The following is a 19532-nucleotide window of genomic DNA, read 5'->3' on the forward strand; positions in this document are numbered from 1 at the left end:
CAAAGTCAGCTTTCTCGTTCAGTTAGTTATGCTTAACTCGTAAGAAATAAGGTGTTTGTCGTGTTTGTTACAGTAGTTATGCCTTTTTTTAATGGGAGTCTTTTAAAGCAGTTACCGCAGGTTTTAACGAATACCATCGGATCGGCAGGGGCTTAAATTGGCCCTTATGTAACATTCCTGCTATTGAGAAAAACTGGAATTTACTTTTATTTTTACCCTATCCAATTTTATATCAACATATAAAAGCGTTGCGTGTCAAATGGAAGCTGCTATGTTGACTGAATGGATTTTTAGCTATAGTATGCAATGAAAAAGAAAAAATACAAGACGGAATTATTTAAGGATTTTCAACAAAAGCAGGGACTTCCCGGTGATATTATCTGTTATGAAATTGACCAGCCTCTTTATCAGGCTATACCTAGAGGGCTGGATTTCTTTTCATTTATGCTGTTCGAACATGGGAGTGGTACGCATACCATCGATTTTGTGGAATACCCGATTTATGACCGTCAGATCCATTTGATTTTTCCTGGTCAGGTTCATACCTGGCGTATTGAGGGCAACGTGAAGCTGCACCTCATTTTTGTTGCGGGGGCGACTTTCAGCATCATGGAGGATTACCTGGTCTATCCCGTGGAATATTATATGAAAAATCCCACGCTGAGCCTTTGCACCGAGAATTTTGACGCGATTCTCAGTGAGTTCAATGGCATTAAAAGAGAGCTAAGAAATGAACATTGGCTTTCGGAAATCATATTCTCTAAATTCCGCGTAATTAGCCTGATGGTCAATCGGGAGATGCTGGGCAGAATCGATCGTGGAAGCTATGGGAAGCCAGAGGCGCTATTTACCCGATTTTCGATATTGATTATTGAATATTGCAGAGAGAACAGAAAGGTTAGTTTCTATGCAGAAAAATTGGGAATCTCGGCAAACTACTTAAATATACTCTGCAAAAAGCATCTCAATATGACGGCGAATTCTTTTATTGCCAAAGAAGTCCTGAACGAAGCCAAACATGAGCTTATCATTTCTAAAAAATCCATCAAGGAAATTGCTCTAGAACTGAAATTTAATGATATCGCTGGTTTTTCAAATTACTTTAAAAGACATGCGGGTATTTCGCCCAGACAATTTATAATTGACCAAAGAAGAGTGGACTAGCAATCGCATTGACCGGGTTAATTATCGGGATAGTTGGATTGTAAAGGCTTTCGGCCAATATCGGGTATAATGAAGGAAGCAGGACAGCCCTGCTTCCTTTTTTGACCGTCCTAATCCAGGTAAAAGAAAAGCCGGCTGAATGTTTGATTCGGTGCTTTTGGCGCAATAAAATAGGGTTGAACTTTGCCCTTGTCGTTTAATTTTGGCAGAAAGAACCCGACTGCAGGCAGTTTGCTTTTTGCTTCATCGCCGTCAAAAGCCCACTCATCATCGGTATTGGCTTTGGTAAAATTGACCGTGGCATTCGACAGATCAACGCCTTTCTCAAAATCCTTCGATGGTAGATAGTCCACATAAAACCACCTTCCGGGAAGCACATTTTTTGCGATGTACTCCTTACGGATATCGCCCGTCGTTGCATTGACCTTCTGCAATGAAATATCAATCGGGAAATCAATGTTTTTATCATAAATATAAAAGCCCAGTTTATTGACATTGGGGTCTGCAGCAGGTGGGGTCACTTCCTGCGCCTTGCCATCAAAATAGACGTAGTTGAAATTGACTTTGATCGTGTTTTCAGGCAATTCGGCACTGTAAACCACTTCCTTGGTCTCCGTATCGGTTAAGGTAACTAGTCTTTTTTTTGGTATTTTGTAGCTGTAAGCCGTTGCAAAATGGATATTGTGCTGCGGCTGGATGATAAAAGCGCCATCTTTATGATCAAATACAGTGGTATCAATGGCGATCTGCAAAGGATGGTCACTGCCATTATAGCCATTGATCAGAATATGCATCGCGCGTTCCACCTCCGCAGCGTCCTTGTTGCAGGCACTGAACAGGAAGGGAATGCCGATCAGCAGGAGCGCAGTGACCAGGGAATACAACTTTGTTGACAAATTTTTCATACTTTATAATTCTAAAACCTTATTAAACCGCATCATGGTGTTGATGGGTGCTTCATTGATGATAAACAACTTGGAAATGGCTTTTGTGGGTGAAGGGACAGGTGCACCCGAGCTAAGCTGGCTGAATTCAAAAGACGATCCTTCGGTATAGGGGATGTCGGTGCCTGCTTTATAAATATAGGCCCGAAAGAGTACCGAGGTCTTTTCTCCCTTGTAGTCCTGGATGCCTAAGGGGAAGGGATCAAAAACGAGGGGTTGGGAGAACGTATTGGGTGTTAGATTTTTGATCCGTATGACCTCTTCAAACACTTTGGGCGTGAAATAGTATTTTCCAAATACAATGTCCACGGGCTCCCGGTAATTTAAGATGTTGGACTGGAGCATATAGATCAACTGTACTTTACCCTCCACAGGTGCCGGCACTTTTGGGAAATCGGCTACTTTACCGTCCATGTAAATAATATTGAGGTCTGTTATAGCCGCCGTATCGTTGGCTTTGATTTCCCGTTCCAGCAGAATTTTATCGGTCGCTTTGGACTTCATGGTAAATTTTAAACGCTGCTTGGCCGGGTCATTGAAATTATAATTCGCAGCAAAAGCGATGCGGCTAAAGGCTGGTGTTACCGTAGCGCTAAAGGTGTCCAATTGCAGGATAAGTTCCTCGTTGCTGTTGTTGTAACCACTTAAATTGATCATATGCACATTGGAATGATACAGCAGTTGGTCGCCACCTTTATCGCATGAAAGGAAGGTGGATAGCAGAAAAAACGAGATCGCTGTGGCTATTAAGATTATTTTTGTTTTCATATCGGTTGATTTAAAAGGTATATCCGATGGAAAGGCTAAAGGAACTCCCCACTTTCCGGTTAAAAGTTTCTTTGTCGCCTATGCGCATCTTTTTTGTTCCGTCTTCGGAGGTCTCGTAGTAACCTTCCTCATATTTCTGGGAAAAACCAAACTTCCATTCGTAGATCTCGTCCCATTCCTGTGTGGGCCATTCGGAGTTTGACAGCCCTTTCCAGCGATCCTGAACTTTGAACGTCTCGGGTCTGTTCACATAGAAGCGAAACGGACTGTTCAACAGATTGCTCAGGTTCAGTTTAAGATCGAGGTTTTTGTTTTTCAGCAATTTGTAGCTTAACTGTGCGTCGAGTTGGTTGCGCGGGCGCTCGTATTCAACCAGATCTTCGCTCATGGCTGTCATAAAAGTTTTATAACCCATATGGTTGAAGGCTACGTTGGCTCCTAAGCGGTCCCCGGCGTATTGGATGGCCGCGTTATAGACAACGGGGATCTGTCCATAAAGTGGGCGCTTGCTTTTCAGGAATTGCTTTTCACGGTATTCAAAGGTATTTCCGTATTTATCGGTGCCGATACTTTTTGCCCTAAATTCGGCCGACTGCACTTCAGAACTTTGAAGCGTAATGTTTCCGCTGACATTGAAATCCTCCAGTAGGGAACCGGGCGCCATAAAGCCCAGGTTTTTGCGGATATCAAACTCCAGTCCCTTTACTTTGGCCCATTCCGAGTTATTGGTGGTCACATAGATGCGGTGCGACGAATCCATCATCTGCCGGTACAATTCGATGGGGTTCTGAAAATATTTATAGAAAAAGCCGATGGAAATAACTTCGGCAATGGAAGGATACCATTCAAAACGCATATCATAATGGTCAATTAAGGTCGACAGCACACCTTCATTCCGACGGTAAGCACCGCCCAATGCGGGGTCCTGCCGTACCATCTTGGAGTTTTCAATCAATGCCGGCCGAACCACGGACTGTGAGTAGGCCATGCGGATGTTGAAATCGGGTATGGGCGTCAATGTTAGGCTCACCGATGGCAGGTAGCGCCAGGTTTTCTCTTCGGTTTCGGGATCGGCCGTCATGCCCACCAGTTTGCCCGTTTTGGGATCGACAAAGCGTTGCTTGCGCATCGCAATGGTTCTGGCATCCATCTGCAGGTCATTATCGCCATTTTGCAGGCTTTTATACTTGAAGTATTCGGCACGTACACCCCAGACCAGTCGGATCCACGAGTTGAAGCGGTTGTCGAGTAGACCATAGACGGCCTGGTTTATATTTTTTCCTTCATAGGCACTGACGGAGAATGCTGCCGGGTAGTAAAACATGCCATGTAAGGGATCTGTGAACTCCAGGTATTTCGACCAGGTGTTGACAGGCGTAAAGGTATTGGCACCGACAGAGACGATAGGCAGCGAAACCCATTCGAACAAGCCATGCCGATCCATATATTGGTATCCGGCTTTGAGCGTCTGCTTTTGACCGAGCCAATTTGTCCGGTAGCTCAATGCACCTTCCGCAATTTTGTTGGTCTCCTTATAATGGTACTCGGAGCGTGTAAATGTTCCGTCGCCAGCATTGGCGTAGTGCGAAGGGATCACATTATAAAGGGTATCATTTAAGAAACCGATCGGAGCGAGCCAGGCTTCGGTGGCATCTTTCTCGCGGTTGTTCAGCTGATTGCGGGCAATATTCCACTCGAGTTTGAAATTGCCGAACCGATGTTCGCCATCCAGCTTATTCTGCAGCATATCGATAAATTTGGGACGGTCATATTCGCGGATAGCTGGCCTCGAATCGTAACCAATATCATTTCCCCAGCCTTCGATTACGGAAAACTGATTGTTGAACATCCGGGAATAGAAATTCCGCGAGGTTATCTTGTGATTTTTGCTGTTCCAGCCCAGGTTGACCAAAGCGCCTAAGCTTGAATTAAAGTTATACTGTGTTGAGGTCGTTGGATGGATTTCTTTGCCCGTGCTGACATCGAAAGTTGTCCCCTCTACTTTTTGCCAGTTGCCGCGCTCAAAATTGGAGATATGATCAATAGATTGCTCATTTCGGTAACTGAGCGAGCCGACAAATCCAAAGACGCCCTTTGTACCACTATAACTCCGTCCCAGGCTGAACTGGTAGTTTTGCCCGGGTAGCGCCGTATATTTTCGGGTACCCAAACGCTCCAGTCCGCCGATACGCTCGTTCTGTGCAGCGATCATTTCCGGTGTAAAAGGTTTCACGCCTTCAGGCACGGGTTTATAGGGATTGGCAGGGTCGTAATTGATCCCGTCGAAAACGGTCAGATCGCGCGGGAAATTGCCCCTTGTACCATCGTCAAAGGCCAGGTAATCTAAGCTGCCGCGGCCATAGCCCAGGAAATCTTTGCCCGTGGATCCATTGATATATTTACTCCCCACCGAAAAGGAAGTGAAGTTTTTGACCGGAATGGCCAGGGTGTTGATCTGTACCAGTCCACCGCCAAAACCAAAGCTCAGGTCGGGGGACGAAGTTTTGTGAATAATGACATTGTCGATCAGGTTGCTGGGGACAATATCAAATTCGAAGTCCCGCACCTGCACGTCTGTACTGGGGAGGGTGGCGCCATCCATCATGGCCAGGTTGTAACGCTCGGCAATACCGCGGATCACCACCCGACGGTTGTCGTTTGTACTGACGCCGGAGATGCGTTTGAGGGTCTCACCAACGTTTTTATCCGGTAAAACGGCAATTTGCTCGCGACTGATCCCGTTGGAGATGGTGGCTTCATTCTTCTGTTTGGCATATAAGGAAGCCACACTTTCCTGTTTATAACTTCCTGTCACGACCACCTGCTCCAGGCTTTTCACCACGCTCTTCAAAACGATGTTGAGATTGGTCTGTTTGCCGGACTGCACCACGATGTCGGTGATTCTTTTTGTCTGATGCGAAATGTAGCTGACTTCGATGGTATAGGTGCCGGGGGCGAGGTTCAAGCTGTAGCTGCCATCGGCTTTACTTTTTAAGGATTGGCCGCTTCGGAGCAGCGTAATGCTTGCATCGGCGAGGACTTCCCCATTTTCATTGATGATTCGTCCGCTGATATATCCTTGCTGTTGGGTGGTGCTGTTGCCGATGCTGGCGGATCGCGGAAGGGGGATAGCGGCCATGCTTTTTGCCGAAACGATCACCGACTGATCCTTCATCACAAAGCTGAGCGGCTGGTTTTTGAAAATTTGGGCCAATACAAGATTGATGTCGGTATTGCTGGTTTCTATGGTAACGGGTCTGGCGATGCGCAGCAGGCTGCCTTCGATCAGAAATCCATACCCCGTCTGTGTACTTATTTTCTTGAAGACTTTGGCCAGGGAGCTGTTCTTCTCGGAGAGACTGATGTTTTGTCCTATTGCTCCGAAGCTGATCTGTAGCATGCCAAAGAGTGTCATGAAGGTGCTTAGCTTCATTTTCAATAGTATTTTTGTATTTTTTTTATACATTTGTTAAGCTGAAATATGTGTTCATTGGATCGAGAAATTCATTGGCCTATTCCGGCTTTTTGGCCAGTAGTGTTGCGACCACTATTGGCTTTTTTTGGAATTGGGCATGCGGTATAATATTCTATCAGGCGCTGTCCTAGGGCAGTCACCGATGTCAGTGCTTGTCTTATTTTGTTTCTACGATAAGCCTCCTTCCTTGCATCTCGACCTGGATGCTTTTAAATGTTTTTAATAGATTCAGTACTTTTTCAAAAGACCAGGACCGCGGGATTCTTCCGGTAAAGGTTTCACTTATTGGGGTACCCTGATACTGGATATCTACATTGTACCAGCGGCCCAGTTCGTCGATGACGCTGCCGATATCGGCATCTGTAAAGTCAAAGTAGCCCTCTTTCCAGGCGATCACTTCCGCGGGGTCCACATTTTTAATGGACATGGATTCTCCCGCAACAATACCCTGTTCTCCAGGCTTGAGGACAACGCGCTGATGCGCATTGGTCAAGGCGATGGAGCCGCTCAGGAGGGTTGTTTTGGTTCTGGATTTGGATGTGTAGGTATTAACATTAAAATGGGTTCCCAGTACTTCGATCACTTGATTTTCGGAGCGTACCCGGAAAGGCATAGCCGCATTGTGTGCCACTTCAAAATACACCTCACCGCTGATGCTCACCTCGCGCGAAGAACCCCGGAAGGCTGAAGGATAGCTGATCGATGATTGTGCATTGAGCCAAACTTGCGTACCGTCGGCTAATGTCAATTGGTAGCGGCCACCCCGTGGGGTAGTAAGCGTATTGACATGTACCTTATCGACGTTCTTGCCGGCCGTATACACCAGATTACCGGGTTTCAGTTTGTTGATATGGATATTTCCTTCGCTGCTGAGCTCGCCATTTTTGGACTCGTCCAGCAGGATTTTTTCACCATTGCCGAGGGTTAAGATGGCTTTATCCGTTGCGGGATAAATGCTGCTGCTTTGCCTTTCAATAGCGGTAGGTGACTGGTCTGTCTGCTGTTTGAAGATGTAAAACGACACCGTGCAAAGGAAGATGAGGGATGCTGCTGCTTGCCATAGCCTATTTCCCGGATGAAGGAAGGATCGCTTCTTTGGAAGGGCGGTCGATGCGGATGTCTCCGCGTCGATCTGATCGAAGATTTTTTCCTGCAATTGGCTTTTCCGGAATACACGCTCTTCGGCGCTTAACCTGTCGATGAGATCTGGATTGGCTTCAAAGGAAGCGTACCAATTTTCAAGAACCTGGAGCTCATCCTCCGTTATTGTGCCGGCTTCGTATTTAGCGAGTATATCACGTATCTGTTGATGTTGATCGTCCATTTCCTGTGCTTTATACTAAGGAGTACCCGAAGTCTGCAAAAGCGGGAACGGAAATCTGAAAAAAAATACTTTGCCTATTTTTTGTGCGTGTAGAGCAGCAGAACCAGGTAGAAAATATCCATTTGATGTGCTTTGATTTCCGTGCGCATGATCTTCATGGATTTTGTGATGTGCTTGCGCACCATGGCCACCGAAATGTTGAGCTGGTCGGCGATATCCTGATTGGAACGTTTTTCGAAGCGGCTCAATAGAAAGACCTCTTTGCAGGTGGCGGGCATTTTTTCGGTGATCTGAATAATCTCTGCATGGATTTGCTTGGTTTCGAGCAGCGTGTCGGGCTGAATCGGAGCGGTATAGCCGAGCTGGGCGGCGGATTGGATATATTTATCCTGCACCTGCTGCGCCCGATAGGTTTTAAAGACCTGAAATTTAATCGCCGTTTTTAAATAGGCCGAAAGGGAGTGGCTGAGTGTGATCTCCTTCCGCCGCAGATAAAAATCGACAAAAATAGCTTGCACGATCTCTTCGGCCATGGCCAAGGAGCCTGTCCGTTTACCGGCATGATTGATCAAAGGTTCCCAATAGCGGTTATAAAGTTCGGAAAATGCGGCTTTATGGTCTTTTAGTTGGACCAATTCCACCAGTTCCTGATCCGAAAGCGTTTTCAATTCACAATTAGCCATTCTAGTTAAGCAAAGACCAAATGTAAATAGGCAATTAAACCTGAGCGTTTTACGAATATTAATAAATTATTAATATTCGTTTGGTCTGCTGCTGTGTTGGGGGCGCCGACAAATAAGCGCTCGGTCCATCAAATAAGCCGTTTTCCTTCTGTGGAAAGCGGCTTATTTGATGGTGAATACCGCCGGGCTTGCTAACCCGGGGTGTTTAGACTTGATTACCTGATTATTCAGCTATAATTACCCCGGTATCTGGCTATTTACTTGCTGTCCGGCCATACTTGCTCGGGTATTCTATATATTTGCCGAGGTCTTCAAATTTATTTGAAGATCTCGGTAGGAGCAATTCCCGACCAGGATTTTGGTAGATTTTTTAGTCCAAATAGGCGGGCCAGTATCCACGAGGTATTTCTATTGCTATTGAAGAAGGCATTGGTCACGCCTAGATTTTTGATTTTTTTGCCCGTAATGCCAAAAGGGATCTGCATCTCGTTCATGCTCGTGCCGCCGTGACCCTTCTCGATGCCACCATGATCGGTCAGTAATAGGAAATAGCAGTCCTCATAGAGATTTTGTGCTTTTAATGTCTGTATAAAATTCCCGATGGCAACATCTGCTTCTTCGATTGACGCTATATATTCCGGTGACATCCAGCCGTGGCCATGTCCGGCATGATCGGTATGCACACTGTATAGAAATACCAACATCGGATTGTCTTTATTGTCCTCGATAAATTTTAAGGCTTTCGCATAGTTGTTCTCGTACTTATCGTCCTGCTCAAAGGAGACTTCATCCAGGTATTTTTTGTTGATGGGATTGATGAGCTCAGCCCAGTTGTAATAGAATGCGGTTTTTGTATTCGGTTTCTGCTCCTTCACTAGTTTGAATATGGATGGCGAATAACCCTCTTGATCTACCTCCAAAGCTTGCAAGGGGCGGTTGTCCAGCGTCCAGTTGTTGGCCGTGATACCATGTTCTTCGGGGCCCTGTCCCGTGAGATGGCTTGTCCAGTTGGGGAGTGTGACTGATGGAAGGACGGGCCTGCTGGATAGTGTCAGCAGGCCTTTTTCAAACAGCTTGTCGATATTTGGATGTTTTGAACCCCTAAAGCCTTCGGAACTAAAACCGTCGAGACCGATGATAACAATACGTTGTGCATTTACAGCGCTGCATACAGCGAGAAATAATAAAATCAATAGGGTTTTCATGCGTCTCATCGCATAACGATAGACGCTGGAAAGTGGACTGCTGCCACGATTCCAGTGATAGGTTGGTGAATTTTTCATGAATATAAATATACATAAGTTTTGTAATACTAAACAAAGTTTATTTATACTGTATTTCTATGCGATTAATTTGTTCGAAATCAGAAAATAGACAATAAGCGTCGGTCGTCTTTTCCATGCTTAATATAGTAACAAGAATGCTATTGCTTTATTTTCTAAGTATTAAAGTGGAAATAACAATTTTAACTCCTGACTATTATTGTATAATGGTCAGAAGTTTTTTATATTTACGGCACGTTAGCGAACCTTGGGCCGATAATCTGAAAAATCTGGCTTTAATTGTCGGAATGCGCAATGATTAAAAACTTATTAAAATATGAAATATTACTTACTGACCTTTTCCGTTTCTGCTCAGGTGCTCACCAAACGCACTGAACTGATCAATTACCTCAGCCGGCATATTGCTGATCTGAAATACATTTCGGCCGATCTTCAGGATAAACTTTGCACCATTACCATCCGGACCTTACGACGAGACGAAGGCGTTGTTCTTAATCTTCTGGCCATAAGGGGTTTCAAGGCGTCTTTTCTATCGGCGACCGAAGGCCCTTAATGCGGTTAGTGGGAAAGATGGTCTAGACGATTTTGTTTAAAAGCGCCGCAGGATGAACTTTAGGATCAGCTGGGGTTAGCGTGGGACGCAGTGAACTGCTGCGATCCTGCCTATTGGACGAGCTTAAAATTACCGGTTCAAAACGTTTGTCCGTTCGATTACCGCGATTTCATCTTTCGCGGCAATCTGCTGTTTTTTTGAAGTTCTACAGTAGGTATACTGTCGTGAACGACTAAAGCCACGGGGCAAGACTTTCCGCTCCAGATAACCCTCCGCTACATATTTACGCAATAGTGAAGTAATTCGTTCAACCTTTAAAGTAATCTGATAAGTTTTTTCAAGGTCAGCGATAACCTGTTCAATGGTACGGGGATCGTTAAAATAATCCGAGTCAAAAATCAGCTGCATGACAGATTCCCGCTGATAACGGTGATCCAGATTTTGCGTCCTTTGGAGTTGGTATTTGTCAGTGACCTCATCAGTAAAGAACTTTTTGCCTAAAGGAAAGAATTTGGTCCTAAATCGACCGACATTACTGTGGGCACCTGTTTCTATTCTTAATGAAATTGATCCATCAAAAAATTGGGGCATCGGAATAGACAGTGCTTCACAGAGCGTAGCTACAGCTTCTACAGAGATCGCCGAATTTTTGTGGCAGTAGCTCTGAAGTCGGCTTTCGGGTATTTCGCAAAAATTAGCTAGGCCCGCTAATGTCATTGATGTTTTGTCAAGGATTTCTAAGATCCGCATGGAAACCCATTCAGCTAAGGCGATATTGGTGATTTTTCCCATATTAATTGCAAAATTCCGCTCGAAATTTAATGGATTGTACCATTTGTTCAGAATTCTTTTATAATGTATAGTTTTTCTTTTTTTATTTTGGTCAGCGGTCCTTTTTTTTGTTAATATCTAAAAGGATATGTTATCGACAGATGCTTAACATGAGCGGTATTGTTTATTTTCGTAATACAATTGATTAGTTGGATAAAAAAAATGACGTTAAGTCTCATTTTTTTATTTATATAGACGATATTACTGATTTTTACTGAAAAGCTGACGGTTTTTTAACACAGATAAATGTGTTTTTGACAGAAATATGTTTTTTGCTTCAATTGATTGGTTCCTGAGATCGGCACAATGCTGTCTCCATTTGCTCGATCCTTTCAGATAAAAGCGGACTTTTTTTCTTTCCGATTTGGCCATTCGGTAGTGCATACTCAGGGCATTGACCACAGGATCAGGTGTTGAATAGGGAGAGTTCGATTATTCTTTGTTCATGAAAAAGGACGGCTACCCGGCTATTTTGAAACCTTGCCAAACTCGAAGGGAATTTGGAGGCTGTCGCCAGCTAAATTTGCTTTCAGCTTTTCACCTTCCCGCCAGTAGGTAATTTTTTTAGGAAAGGGCAGCGAGTCATTCGTACATTCGAACAGACCATTTTTCATCATGGTCATCTCAAAAGCGATAAAATCTTTCTCATCAGGTGTCTTGACCTTTAAATTCCATGCACCATCAGATTTTGATAAGTGCATTTTTTCCTGGTGGATGGTATCTAGGTTTTGTAAGGTAAAAGCAAAACCAACATATTCAGTATCCTTGATTTTCTTCCAATATTCAAAGGTCCTTTTATCGTTGGCTTCTTTGGTACGCTGCCATTTTCCCACGAGCCAATCGAAGTTTTCAGACGACTCATTTATAAGCCCTAAACATTGTACGAAAACGAGCGGAATCAATAAGGAAATCCCAACTTTGATTAATTTTACCATATGATAGTTCGTTTTAAAGGTTGAGCAGTCAATAGCGTTGTAGCTTGTGAAACAGACCTGAAACGTTCACAAGGGGCGCTTTTGCCCCCTATGCGATTAAATTTAGTAAAAAAGATGGAGTTTTAAAAGTATCGAATTGGTAATCATGCTGTTAATCACAGCAGTCTGCCGCAGTTGTCGGTATGCTTATCTTGTTTCGTTTTTAGACCACAACGTAAAACCTATGCTGCTTATAAATTATTTCTGGAAAAACCCAAAACGGGCCATGTAAAATACGTTATATTTACCTGATGGAGCTTGTACTTTCTAGCGTAATTGCCGCTATTTTTATTTTTTTGGCTTTGCTGCATTTTTTTTGGCTGTTCGGCGGCCAATGGGGAATGAACGCTGCCGTTCCGACCGACTTGAATGGAAGAAGGATATTTAACCCCTCCAGACTAGGCACTTTATTGGTAGCCATCGGATTATTGATTTTTGCGTGGGTAAATCTATGTGCCACCGGGGTTTTGAAGATCTCGATGGACCCCAAGTATATTCGGTATGGAATGTATATGGTCAGTGCTGTTTTCTTCCTCCGATTTATTGGCGATATGAAGTTTGTCGGCATTTTTAAGAAGTATAGGAAGACTCCTTTTGCCCTAAGAGATACGTATTTTTATAGTCCATTATGTCTTTTTTTGTCGCTGTCCAATGGCTTTTTGTCGCTTGTATTATGAGAAAAAACAAGTGCTTTTTTTAAGATTGGAAGTGCTGTCATCGAGTAAACATTTGGAGGTTGATCGGTGGGATTATTGGATCAACTACTTTAAGACGATGTATAAAGGTCTTAAAGTAGCCGTTCGGTTTTGCGGAACTAGCTATTGTCGGTATGCAACCAGACCACTTTTTGTTGGGACTCATGCTGTTGGCCGATAATGTCACCGTAAAGGTCAGGCCTTCGGGCATTGATGTAACGATAGCCACCGGCTTGAATCAGTTTTTCGGGTGTAATGGTGGCTAGTGTAAAACTATCTTCAAATGTACGGCATTCGCTCAGGATATCCCCGAAAGGATCTAAGATCATAGAGCAACCATTTTTTAGCTGATCGTCATCCATCCCGATGGGGTTTGAAAAAACAACGTAGAGCGCATGATCATAGGCCCGGGCTGGCAGCCATTTCATCAGCCAGCTGCGTCCTTTCATTCCGTCAAACTCTAGGCGCAGGCTGGTTGGATCGTTTTCGCGGTTTTTCCAGAGCTGTGGATCGACAAAACCTGCACCGGGTCGGGAAGAAGGGGTACACATGGTTACATGGGGCATAAAGAGGATATCGGCACCTAGCAATTTTGTTGCGCGTACATTTTCGATGACATTGTTGTCGTAACAGATTAAAATGCCACATTTCCAACCATTAATTTCAAAAATAGTATAGCCTTGCCCTGCTTTCAAATGGGGGTTTATAAAGGGGTGAAGCTTGCGATGCTTTGCAATCAAGCCATTTTTGTCTACACAGATATATGGCTTGTACAAATTGTCGTCCTCATCCTTTTCAAACAGGCCGGCGAGGATAATAATGTTGTACTTAGCGGCGATTGCAATCAGCTTTTGTGTACTTTCGCCGTCGGGAACAAGTTCGGCAATCGCAAGCATCTGCTGCTTGTCTAAATTTCGGGCGAAGGTATATCCCGTTATGGAGCATTCGTGAAAGGCGATTACTTCGGCCCCTCGTGCAGCGGCCTCTTGTGCAAGTCGTTCGATAACGGTTAGGTTATAAGCCTTGTCAGCACTCTTGTGCTCAAATTGTGCGGTAGCAATTTTTAAGTTGTCCATATTTCTTTCATTGATCTATAGACAAAGCTAGATGCGGATCCCTAGGTAAAATTGTATAAACCCGACATCTCACCAGCGCTATTCTTAAATTCCATAAAATTGATCGCTAGCCGATTTGTACTATTTAAATATTCGGAAGGGGTGATACCAGTATATTTTTTAAATGCCCTGATGAGGTGAGATTGATCAAAATATCCACTTTCGTGGCTGATCGTCGTTAAGTTTGTTTCAGCTGATTTGTTGCGTAGCAATTTCAAAAAGGAATGGAATTGGACAATATTACCAAATTTTTTGGGGCTCATTCCCACCTGTTCCGCGAATATTCTTTCCATATGCCGTTCGGTGTAGCCGCTATATTGGACGATTTGTCCGACGGTAACCAATCCTTTTTGTGCTGTGATATGTTGCAGAACTGCAGGCAGTGGGCTTCGATTTGGAAACTTCTGCCGGACTGCATAGGCATAAAAGAAGGCATTTAACAGCTGTACTTTCTCCTTTGGCGACTTCGCCTGCAGCAGGTCCTCATAAAGCTGTGCAACATACTTCCTAAATACATCTTGCGTAACAATAATTTGATCTTTTAGTGCATGAGCAGCAATACCGAGTAACTTATAGAGCCCATCGGGTTGGAAGACAATAATAACAAATGAAGTCTGTGCCAGCAGCGCGAGATCCTGGAAATGGCTGATCTGACCATACAAGAAAGAAGCGGGGAGCGGCTGACTCTCGTTGATGGACAGGTGGCCTTCATTGAGCAGAAATACCATTCCCGTGTTGCCATCGGAAAATAACCGCAGTTTTTTATGCTGATCGCCAGCACTTTCCAAAAAAAGATAATGTTTGATGTAGGACGATAAAACTTTTGGAGGAAATAGCTGCATGACCTGATAGATATTTGTCTGTATTCAAATGTACATATTTCTGTCAGCTCTACGACATTGATTGACTCTATTTTTGGTCAGGAAAAGATTATTGAAAATAAAGTCTACTAATATTATAGAATTTATTTTATGTTTACTATATTTGTTTTATCAACCTAGGAGATAAGCCTGTCTTGCGTACAAGCCGCATCTTCCGCACGTAATGATCACAATGTTTCACTTAATTCATTATTTATGAACGGCAAATTTTATCTAAACCCTTTCCAACCGAGCGCAGGTCTGCGCAATGGTACATCCTTTTGTTCTGATTTCAATAAGCGAATGTGTAGCTGCGGTTAAAGGGAAGTATTTCTTTCTATAAAAGCAGCTTTTTCTGACAAGTAATCAATTGGCGTTGGCACTTGTAAATATTCACTGTTAAAATTTTACCTATGAAAAATAGCGTATGGAAGTACGCCGTGACAATTTTTTTGTCACATGGTTTGCTATTGCCTGCATTTTCGCAGCAAGCTGAGCCCCTTATTAACGCAACCTTAAAAGGTGTTGTATTGGATTCGATTACCAATCGGCCTATTGAAGGTGTTACCATAAAGCTCGAAGGTGTTACGCACCAAGTAAAGACCGACGCGTCGGGAAGATTTCAGTTTGTCACGGGGCAACGGCTTCCGTTGACATTCTCCACTTCATTTTTGGGATATAAAGGTCGAAAGATTACCGCACGGGAGGCGCAGATTCAGATCTTGCTTCAACCGAGCGTTTCTGACCTGGATGAAGTGGTCGTTGTGGGCTACGGTATACAAAAACGAAGAAGCCTTACGGGCGCAGTTGCCAAGATCGACGCTGCCGAAGTCAACAAAATTCCGGTAGCCAGTTTTGATGCCCAGTTGCAGGGTAAACTCTCCGGAGTGCAGGTTTCCACCAACTCGGGTGTCCCCGGCGAAAGTATCTTTCTGCGGGTCCGCGGAACAACATCCATCAACTCCAGTAGCGATCCCTTATATATTATTGATGGCGTATTCTTAAACAATACCTCGCTTCAGAATATCGGACTTGGTGGACGGACCAGTTCACCGCTCACAGATATCAACCCGGCAGATATCGAGTCGATTGAGGTGCTCAAAGATGCTTCGGCAACTGCAATTTATGGCTCCCGGGGGGCCAATGGTGTAATTATCATTACCACCAAAAAGGGAAGCTACGGTAGCCGGACCAAAATTGATCTCAACCTGCAGGGAGGCTGGGCTGAAGCCAATAAATCTTTGTTGCCCAAACTGGCTACAGGTCCCGAAACGGCAACCCTCGCCAACGAGTGGTGGATAAACTCCGGACTAGACAATCCGGCATTGAAACAGACTTTTGCCAACAGGCCTTACCGTCCTGTCTCGGAAGGCGGGAAAGGAAATCCCGAAGATCAGCCTACTTACGATCGCCTTGGTTTCCTCTTGCGCCACGGGAAGCTGCAGGATTATAACATCGGTATACAAGGGGGCGGCGACAAATCGCGGTTTTATATTGGTGCCGGCTACACAGGCCAGGAAGCTTTTATCAAGGTGATCGACTTCTCGCGTACCAATCTCAAGTTTAATTTTGACCATCAGATCAGCAGCCGTGTGAAGATCGGTCTGACCAATAATTTTTCCAGAACTTACCGCAATCAGGCACGTACAGGCGATGGCCCACAGGTAAGTCTGTTCAATTCGGCCGTTTCTTCGGCAACGAATGTGCCGATATTCAATACCGATGGATCAATCAACGGTACCGATAATACGTATATCCTGGTAGACAACTACGATGTTAATACCACAAGTCTGCGTTATGTGGGAAGTGCCTTTGCGGAAATCGATCTGCTAAAGGGACTAAAATTCAAATCCAGCTTTAGTGCCGACTATAACCTCTACGACGAATCACAATACTGGAACAGTAAAACCAGTATCGGTATTGCGAATAACAATCAGGCCACCTCGGGAATATCAAGAAATGCAACCTGGATCAATGAGCAAACCTTGTCGTATCAGAATGCCTTCGGTAAGCATAGCCTCAATGCTATTTTGGGAAATACTTTGCAGAGCAATGTGCTTGATTACAAGTATTTGGAGGGGAATGGTTTTGCCAATGATTCCTTTAAACAGATCTCATCGGCAGCCAATATCATTGCCGCCGACAACTGGACCAAATATACCATTGCTTCCTATTTTGGAAGGGTAGGTTATAGCTATGCTGACCGTTATTTTGCAGAGGCAACCCTGCGGGCAGATGGCTCGTCCAAGTTTGGTGCCAACAACCGATGGGGGTATTTTCCCGCTTTTTCGGCGGGCTGGCGGATTAGCCAAGAAGCCTTTCTGGCAGATCAAACCTGGTTAAACGACTTGAAAATAAGGGCTTCCTATGGATTGACGGGCAATCAAGCCGGAATCAGCAATTTCGCTGCCAGAGGTCTTTGGTCGGGCAATGAAAAATATGCGGACAGCTATGGCAAGGTGTTGCCAAGTACAGGGCCTTTCCAGCTGGGCAACGAAAATCTGCGCTGGGAGAAAACAGCACAGGCCGATCTTGGGCTAGATGTGGCGTTATTCAAAAATCGCCTGTCCATTACCGTGGATCTTTATCATAAATATACCTCCGATCTGCTGCTCGAACGACCTATTGTCGGTAGTTCTGGTTTTTCAAAATATTGGGCCAATGTGGGCGAGATCAGCAACAAAGGCTATGAAGTGTTGATCAATTCGCTCAACGTGAAAACAAAAGACTTTACCTGGAATACAAGCTTCAACATCTCGGGTAATAAAAATAAAATCGAGAAACTGCCAACGCAGATCACCCAGTATACCCGCGATTGGGTGATCCTGAAAGAAGGTTATTCGCTCAACTCATTCTGGCTGTATGAGCAGTTGTATGTCGATCCACAGACCGGAAAGGCGGTATTTGACGGACAGCTGAGCGATGGTTCTTTGCCCACTTCGGCACGCAAGGTATTTCGCAATGCCTATCCCAAGTTTTATGGTGGTATAGGCAATACCTTTACCTATAAAAACTTCGATCTGGGTGTAGACTTTAGTTTTCAATATGGCAATTACGCGGTGAACCTCAATCGCTATTTCAGAGAGCGTAATCCGAGCAGTGGTGGGGTGTTTCAAAATGTGCTTAACAGATGGCAACAACCCGGGGATATCACCGATGTGCCCCGACTGACATCGGAAGGGCTCAACTATACCATCGATGCCAATAGCCGTTATCTCGAAGATGCCTCGTTTTTGAAACTCAGACAATTGTCATTTGGATATAAACTCCCGAAAGAGCTGGTAGAGCGGGCTAAACTGACTGCTGCGCGTATCTATTTTGTAGGTTCCAACCTCTTTGTCTGGAGCAAATATACAGGCGATCCGGAATCGAATGTCACCAGCAACCCAAATGCGCAGGGGATAGGTTCATTTGGAACTCCACCACAGCCCCGTACGTTTCAACTTGGGCTCAATGTTACTCTATAAACGTTAACCTTAATCCGTAAAGCTCATGAAAAAAATTATATATTTCCTTTATCCACTTCTTGTCCTTCAGCTCAGTGGCTGCAGTTCTTTTTTGGAAGTTGAGCCCAGAAGTTCTGTATCTGATGAAGTGACTATTGTCGATGCGAGTTCTGCTGCAACAGCAGTACGCGGCATTTACTCTGCACTTCGGTCCAACGATTATTATGGCTATAGCTTTCAGCTGCTGGGATTCTTTTCGGCAGACAATATTGTATATCGAGGTAGCCAGACTGTCCATCAGACCCTGACCAATCATACGGTTAAATCCGACCTCGCGGTGTTGGCTACGGCTTGGAACCAGATCTATGCCACCATCAACAGGACCAACCATGTAATCAGCAAAGTACCCAACCTAGCGTTGACGACGACTTTCACCGAAGCCTACCGCAACCAGCTTGTGGGGGAAGCCTATTTTGTGCGCGCACTGGCGTATTTTGATCTGGCCAGAACTTGGGGTGGTGTACAGATCGTGTTGCAGCCGACAACTTCGGCCAGCAGTCTGCCGCAGGTCAAAAGAAGCTCCCTGGCCGACACCTATGCACAGGTGCTGCAGGATCTCCAAAAGGCGGAACAGCTCTTGCCCAATGACACCAATCGCATCCGCGCTACCAAGAAAACAGCCCGCGCGCTGCTGGCAAGATTTTACCTCTACCAGAAAAACTGGAGCGAAGCCATAAAATATGCATCCTATATTATTGACGACAACGCCAATTATAGCTTGGTCAATCCATACCGCTCGTTTTATGCCAACAATACCTCCAACACCAAAGAGTCTGTCTTCGAATTGGTCTATGATATCAACAATACCAGCGGTCAGGCCAGTCAATGGTTATCGGGCAATAATGGCGGGACTGCATGGATCAGACCTTCGCAGGGGATCTACGACCTGCTGGTGGATCCCACGATCGGGGGAGACCGTGCTGCGCTCGTATCCAAAACCTCTTCATCCACCGATCCGAATATCCTGATTGGCAATCTCTATTACCGAACAGACCGTACTGATCCCGTCTTTTTGATCCGTACGGCCGAGCTTTATCTGATCCGTGCCGAAGCCTTGGCTCAACGGAATGGTTCGGGCGATCTGACAGCAGCATTGGCTGACTTAAATGCCGTACGCTCGCGCGCCAACATTAAACCGTTGCAAGGTCTGGGAGCTGAAGCGCTTCTGCAGGCTGTGGAAGATGAAAATCGCGTGGAATTTGCGCTGGAGAACCATCGCTGGTATGATCTTTTGCGGACGGGACGTGCACAGCAGGTGCTTAATATTTCTTCCGTGAATAGGCTTTTGCTACCGATACCGTACGCTCAGGTTTCGATAGATCCGGATCTACAGCAAAATCCTGGCTTGGATTGATCG

The 19532-nt window shown here is 44.8% G+C and carries 15 protein-coding genes; 5 read left to right on the forward strand and 10 right to left on the reverse strand.

Features of this window, described 5'->3' with window-relative positions; translation table 11 throughout:
- The first annotated feature begins 306 nt into the window (after positions 1-306).
- Complete coding sequence (locus tag AAW12_RS23380) at positions 307-1164, forward strand: helix-turn-helix domain-containing protein (protein WP_053003957.1); 858 nt, start codon at positions 307-309, stop codon at positions 1162-1164.
- Between the two features lie 110 nt (positions 1165-1274).
- Here the strand turns inward: AAW12_RS23380 and AAW12_RS23385 are convergent, their stop codons facing one another.
- From AAW12_RS23385 to AAW12_RS23410, 6 genes are all read right to left on the reverse strand, one after another.
- Positions 1275-2069, reverse strand: coding sequence for a hypothetical protein (locus tag AAW12_RS23385; RefSeq protein ID WP_046676049.1), 795 nt, complete (start codon positions 2067-2069; stop codon positions 1275-1277).
- A 3-nt stretch (positions 2070-2072) separates the two neighbouring features.
- A complete protein-coding gene (locus AAW12_RS23390) occupies positions 2073-2876 on the reverse strand; it encodes a hypothetical protein (RefSeq protein WP_046676050.1) in 804 nt (267 codons plus the stop codon).
- Between the two features lie 10 nt (positions 2877-2886).
- A complete protein-coding gene (locus AAW12_RS23395) occupies positions 2887-6342 on the reverse strand; it encodes a carboxypeptidase regulatory-like domain-containing protein (RefSeq protein ID WP_316933111.1) in 3456 nt (1151 codons plus the stop codon).
- A 166-nt stretch (positions 6343-6508) separates the two neighbouring features.
- Positions 6509-7675 (reverse strand): FecR family protein, encoded by a 1167-nt coding sequence (locus AAW12_RS23400; RefSeq protein ID WP_053003958.1) that lies wholly within the window; start codon positions 7673-7675, stop codon positions 6509-6511.
- A gap of 74 nt (positions 7676-7749) precedes the next feature.
- Positions 7750-8358: an RNA polymerase sigma factor gene (locus AAW12_RS23405; RefSeq protein ID WP_046676051.1), complete on the reverse strand. Its 609-nt coding sequence runs from the start codon at positions 8356-8358 to the stop codon at positions 7750-7752.
- A gap of 317 nt (positions 8359-8675) precedes the next feature.
- A complete protein-coding gene (locus AAW12_RS23410) occupies positions 8676-9641 on the reverse strand; it encodes an alkaline phosphatase family protein (protein WP_197084153.1) in 966 nt (321 codons plus the stop codon).
- A 316-nt stretch (positions 9642-9957) separates the two neighbouring features.
- Between AAW12_RS23410 and AAW12_RS23415 the strand changes: the two genes are divergently transcribed.
- Positions 9958-10194 carry a hypothetical protein gene (locus tag AAW12_RS23415; protein ID WP_046676052.1) on the forward strand — a complete coding sequence of 79 codons (237 nt, stop codon included), beginning with the start codon at positions 9958-9960 and terminating at the stop codon, positions 10192-10194.
- 129 nt (positions 10195-10323) lie between these two features.
- Here AAW12_RS23415 and AAW12_RS23420 read toward each other — a convergent pair whose 3' ends face one another.
- Together AAW12_RS23420 and AAW12_RS23425 are read right to left on the reverse strand one after the other, a co-directional pair.
- Positions 10324-10986: a hypothetical protein gene (locus AAW12_RS23420; protein ID WP_046676053.1), complete on the reverse strand. Its 663-nt coding sequence runs from the start codon at positions 10984-10986 to the stop codon at positions 10324-10326.
- A 506-nt stretch (positions 10987-11492) separates the two neighbouring features.
- A complete protein-coding gene (locus tag AAW12_RS23425; RefSeq protein WP_046676054.1) occupies positions 11493-11960 on the reverse strand; it encodes a DUF6265 family protein in 468 nt (155 codons plus the stop codon).
- Positions 11961-12250: 290 nt separating this feature from the next.
- Here AAW12_RS23425 and AAW12_RS23430 point away from each other — a divergent pair, with 290 nt between their 5' ends.
- Positions 12251-12676, forward strand: a complete 426-nt coding sequence (locus tag AAW12_RS23430; protein WP_046676055.1) for a DUF3995 domain-containing protein — start codon at positions 12251-12253, stop codon at positions 12674-12676.
- A 137-nt stretch (positions 12677-12813) separates the two neighbouring features.
- On the opposite strand, the gene AAW12_RS23435 is transcribed toward AAW12_RS23430, so the two are convergent.
- Together AAW12_RS23435 and AAW12_RS23440 are read right to left on the reverse strand one after the other, a co-directional pair.
- Positions 12814-13770 (reverse strand): nitrilase family protein, encoded by a 957-nt coding sequence (locus tag AAW12_RS23435; protein ID WP_046676056.1) that lies wholly within the window; start codon positions 13768-13770, stop codon positions 12814-12816.
- Positions 13771-13811: 41 nt separating this feature from the next.
- Positions 13812-14651 carry a helix-turn-helix transcriptional regulator gene (locus AAW12_RS23440; protein WP_046676057.1) on the reverse strand — a complete coding sequence of 280 codons (840 nt, stop codon included), beginning with the start codon at positions 14649-14651 and terminating at the stop codon, positions 13812-13814.
- Positions 14652-15082: 431 nt separating this feature from the next.
- Between AAW12_RS23440 and AAW12_RS23445 the strand changes: the two genes are divergently transcribed.
- Complete coding sequence (locus AAW12_RS23445; RefSeq protein WP_046676058.1) at positions 15083-18136, forward strand: SusC/RagA family TonB-linked outer membrane protein; 3054 nt, start codon at positions 15083-15085, stop codon at positions 18134-18136.
- Between the two features lie 25 nt (positions 18137-18161).
- Positions 18162-19529 carry a RagB/SusD family nutrient uptake outer membrane protein gene (locus tag AAW12_RS23450; RefSeq protein ID WP_046676059.1) on the forward strand — a complete coding sequence of 456 codons (1368 nt, stop codon included), beginning with the start codon at positions 18162-18164 and terminating at the stop codon, positions 19527-19529.
- Positions 19530-19532: the final 3 nt, after the last annotated feature.

This window comes from Sphingobacterium sp. Ag1 (assembly GCF_000988325.1).
Taxonomy (GTDB): Bacteria; Bacteroidota; Bacteroidia; order Sphingobacteriales; family Sphingobacteriaceae; genus Sphingobacterium.

Coding starts and splice junctions, on each gene's coding strand:
- AAW12_RS23400 (WP_053003958.1), bottom strand. CDS start 7,675: ATGGACGATCAACATCAACAGATACGTGATATACTCGCTAAATACGAA.
- AAW12_RS23440 (WP_046676057.1), bottom strand. CDS start 14,651: ATGCAGCTATTTCCTCCAAAAGTTTTATCGTCCTACATCAAACATTAT.
- AAW12_RS23425 (WP_046676054.1), bottom strand. CDS start 11,960: ATGGTAAAATTAATCAAAGTTGGGATTTCCTTATTGATTCCGCTCGTT.
- AAW12_RS23430 (WP_046676055.1), top strand. CDS start 12,251: ATGGAGCTTGTACTTTCTAGCGTAATTGCCGCTATTTTTATTTTTTTG.
- AAW12_RS23410 (WP_197084153.1), bottom strand. CDS start 9,641: ATGAAAAATTCACCAACCTATCACTGGAATCGTGGCAGCAGTCCACTT.
- AAW12_RS23435 (WP_046676056.1), bottom strand. CDS start 13,770: ATGGACAACTTAAAAATTGCTACCGCACAATTTGAGCACAAGAGTGCT.
- AAW12_RS23395 (WP_316933111.1), bottom strand. CDS start 6,342: ATGTATAAAAAAAATACAAAAATACTATTGAAAATGAAGCTAAGCACC.
- AAW12_RS23380 (WP_053003957.1), top strand. CDS start 307: ATGAAAAAGAAAAAATACAAGACGGAATTATTTAAGGATTTTCAACAA.
- AAW12_RS23450 (WP_046676059.1), top strand. CDS start 18,162: ATGAAAAAAATTATATATTTCCTTTATCCACTTCTTGTCCTTCAGCTC.
- AAW12_RS23405 (WP_046676051.1), bottom strand. CDS start 8,358: ATGGCTAATTGTGAATTGAAAACGCTTTCGGATCAGGAACTGGTGGAA.
- AAW12_RS23420 (WP_046676053.1), bottom strand. CDS start 10,986: ATGGGAAAAATCACCAATATCGCCTTAGCTGAATGGGTTTCCATGCGG.
- AAW12_RS23385 (WP_046676049.1), bottom strand. CDS start 2,069: ATGAAAAATTTGTCAACAAAGTTGTATTCCCTGGTCACTGCGCTCCTG.
- AAW12_RS23445 (WP_046676058.1), top strand. CDS start 15,083: ATGAAAAATAGCGTATGGAAGTACGCCGTGACAATTTTTTTGTCACAT.
- AAW12_RS23390 (WP_046676050.1), bottom strand. CDS start 2,876: ATGAAAACAAAAATAATCTTAATAGCCACAGCGATCTCGTTTTTTCTG.
- AAW12_RS23415 (WP_046676052.1), top strand. CDS start 9,958: ATGAAATATTACTTACTGACCTTTTCCGTTTCTGCTCAGGTGCTCACC.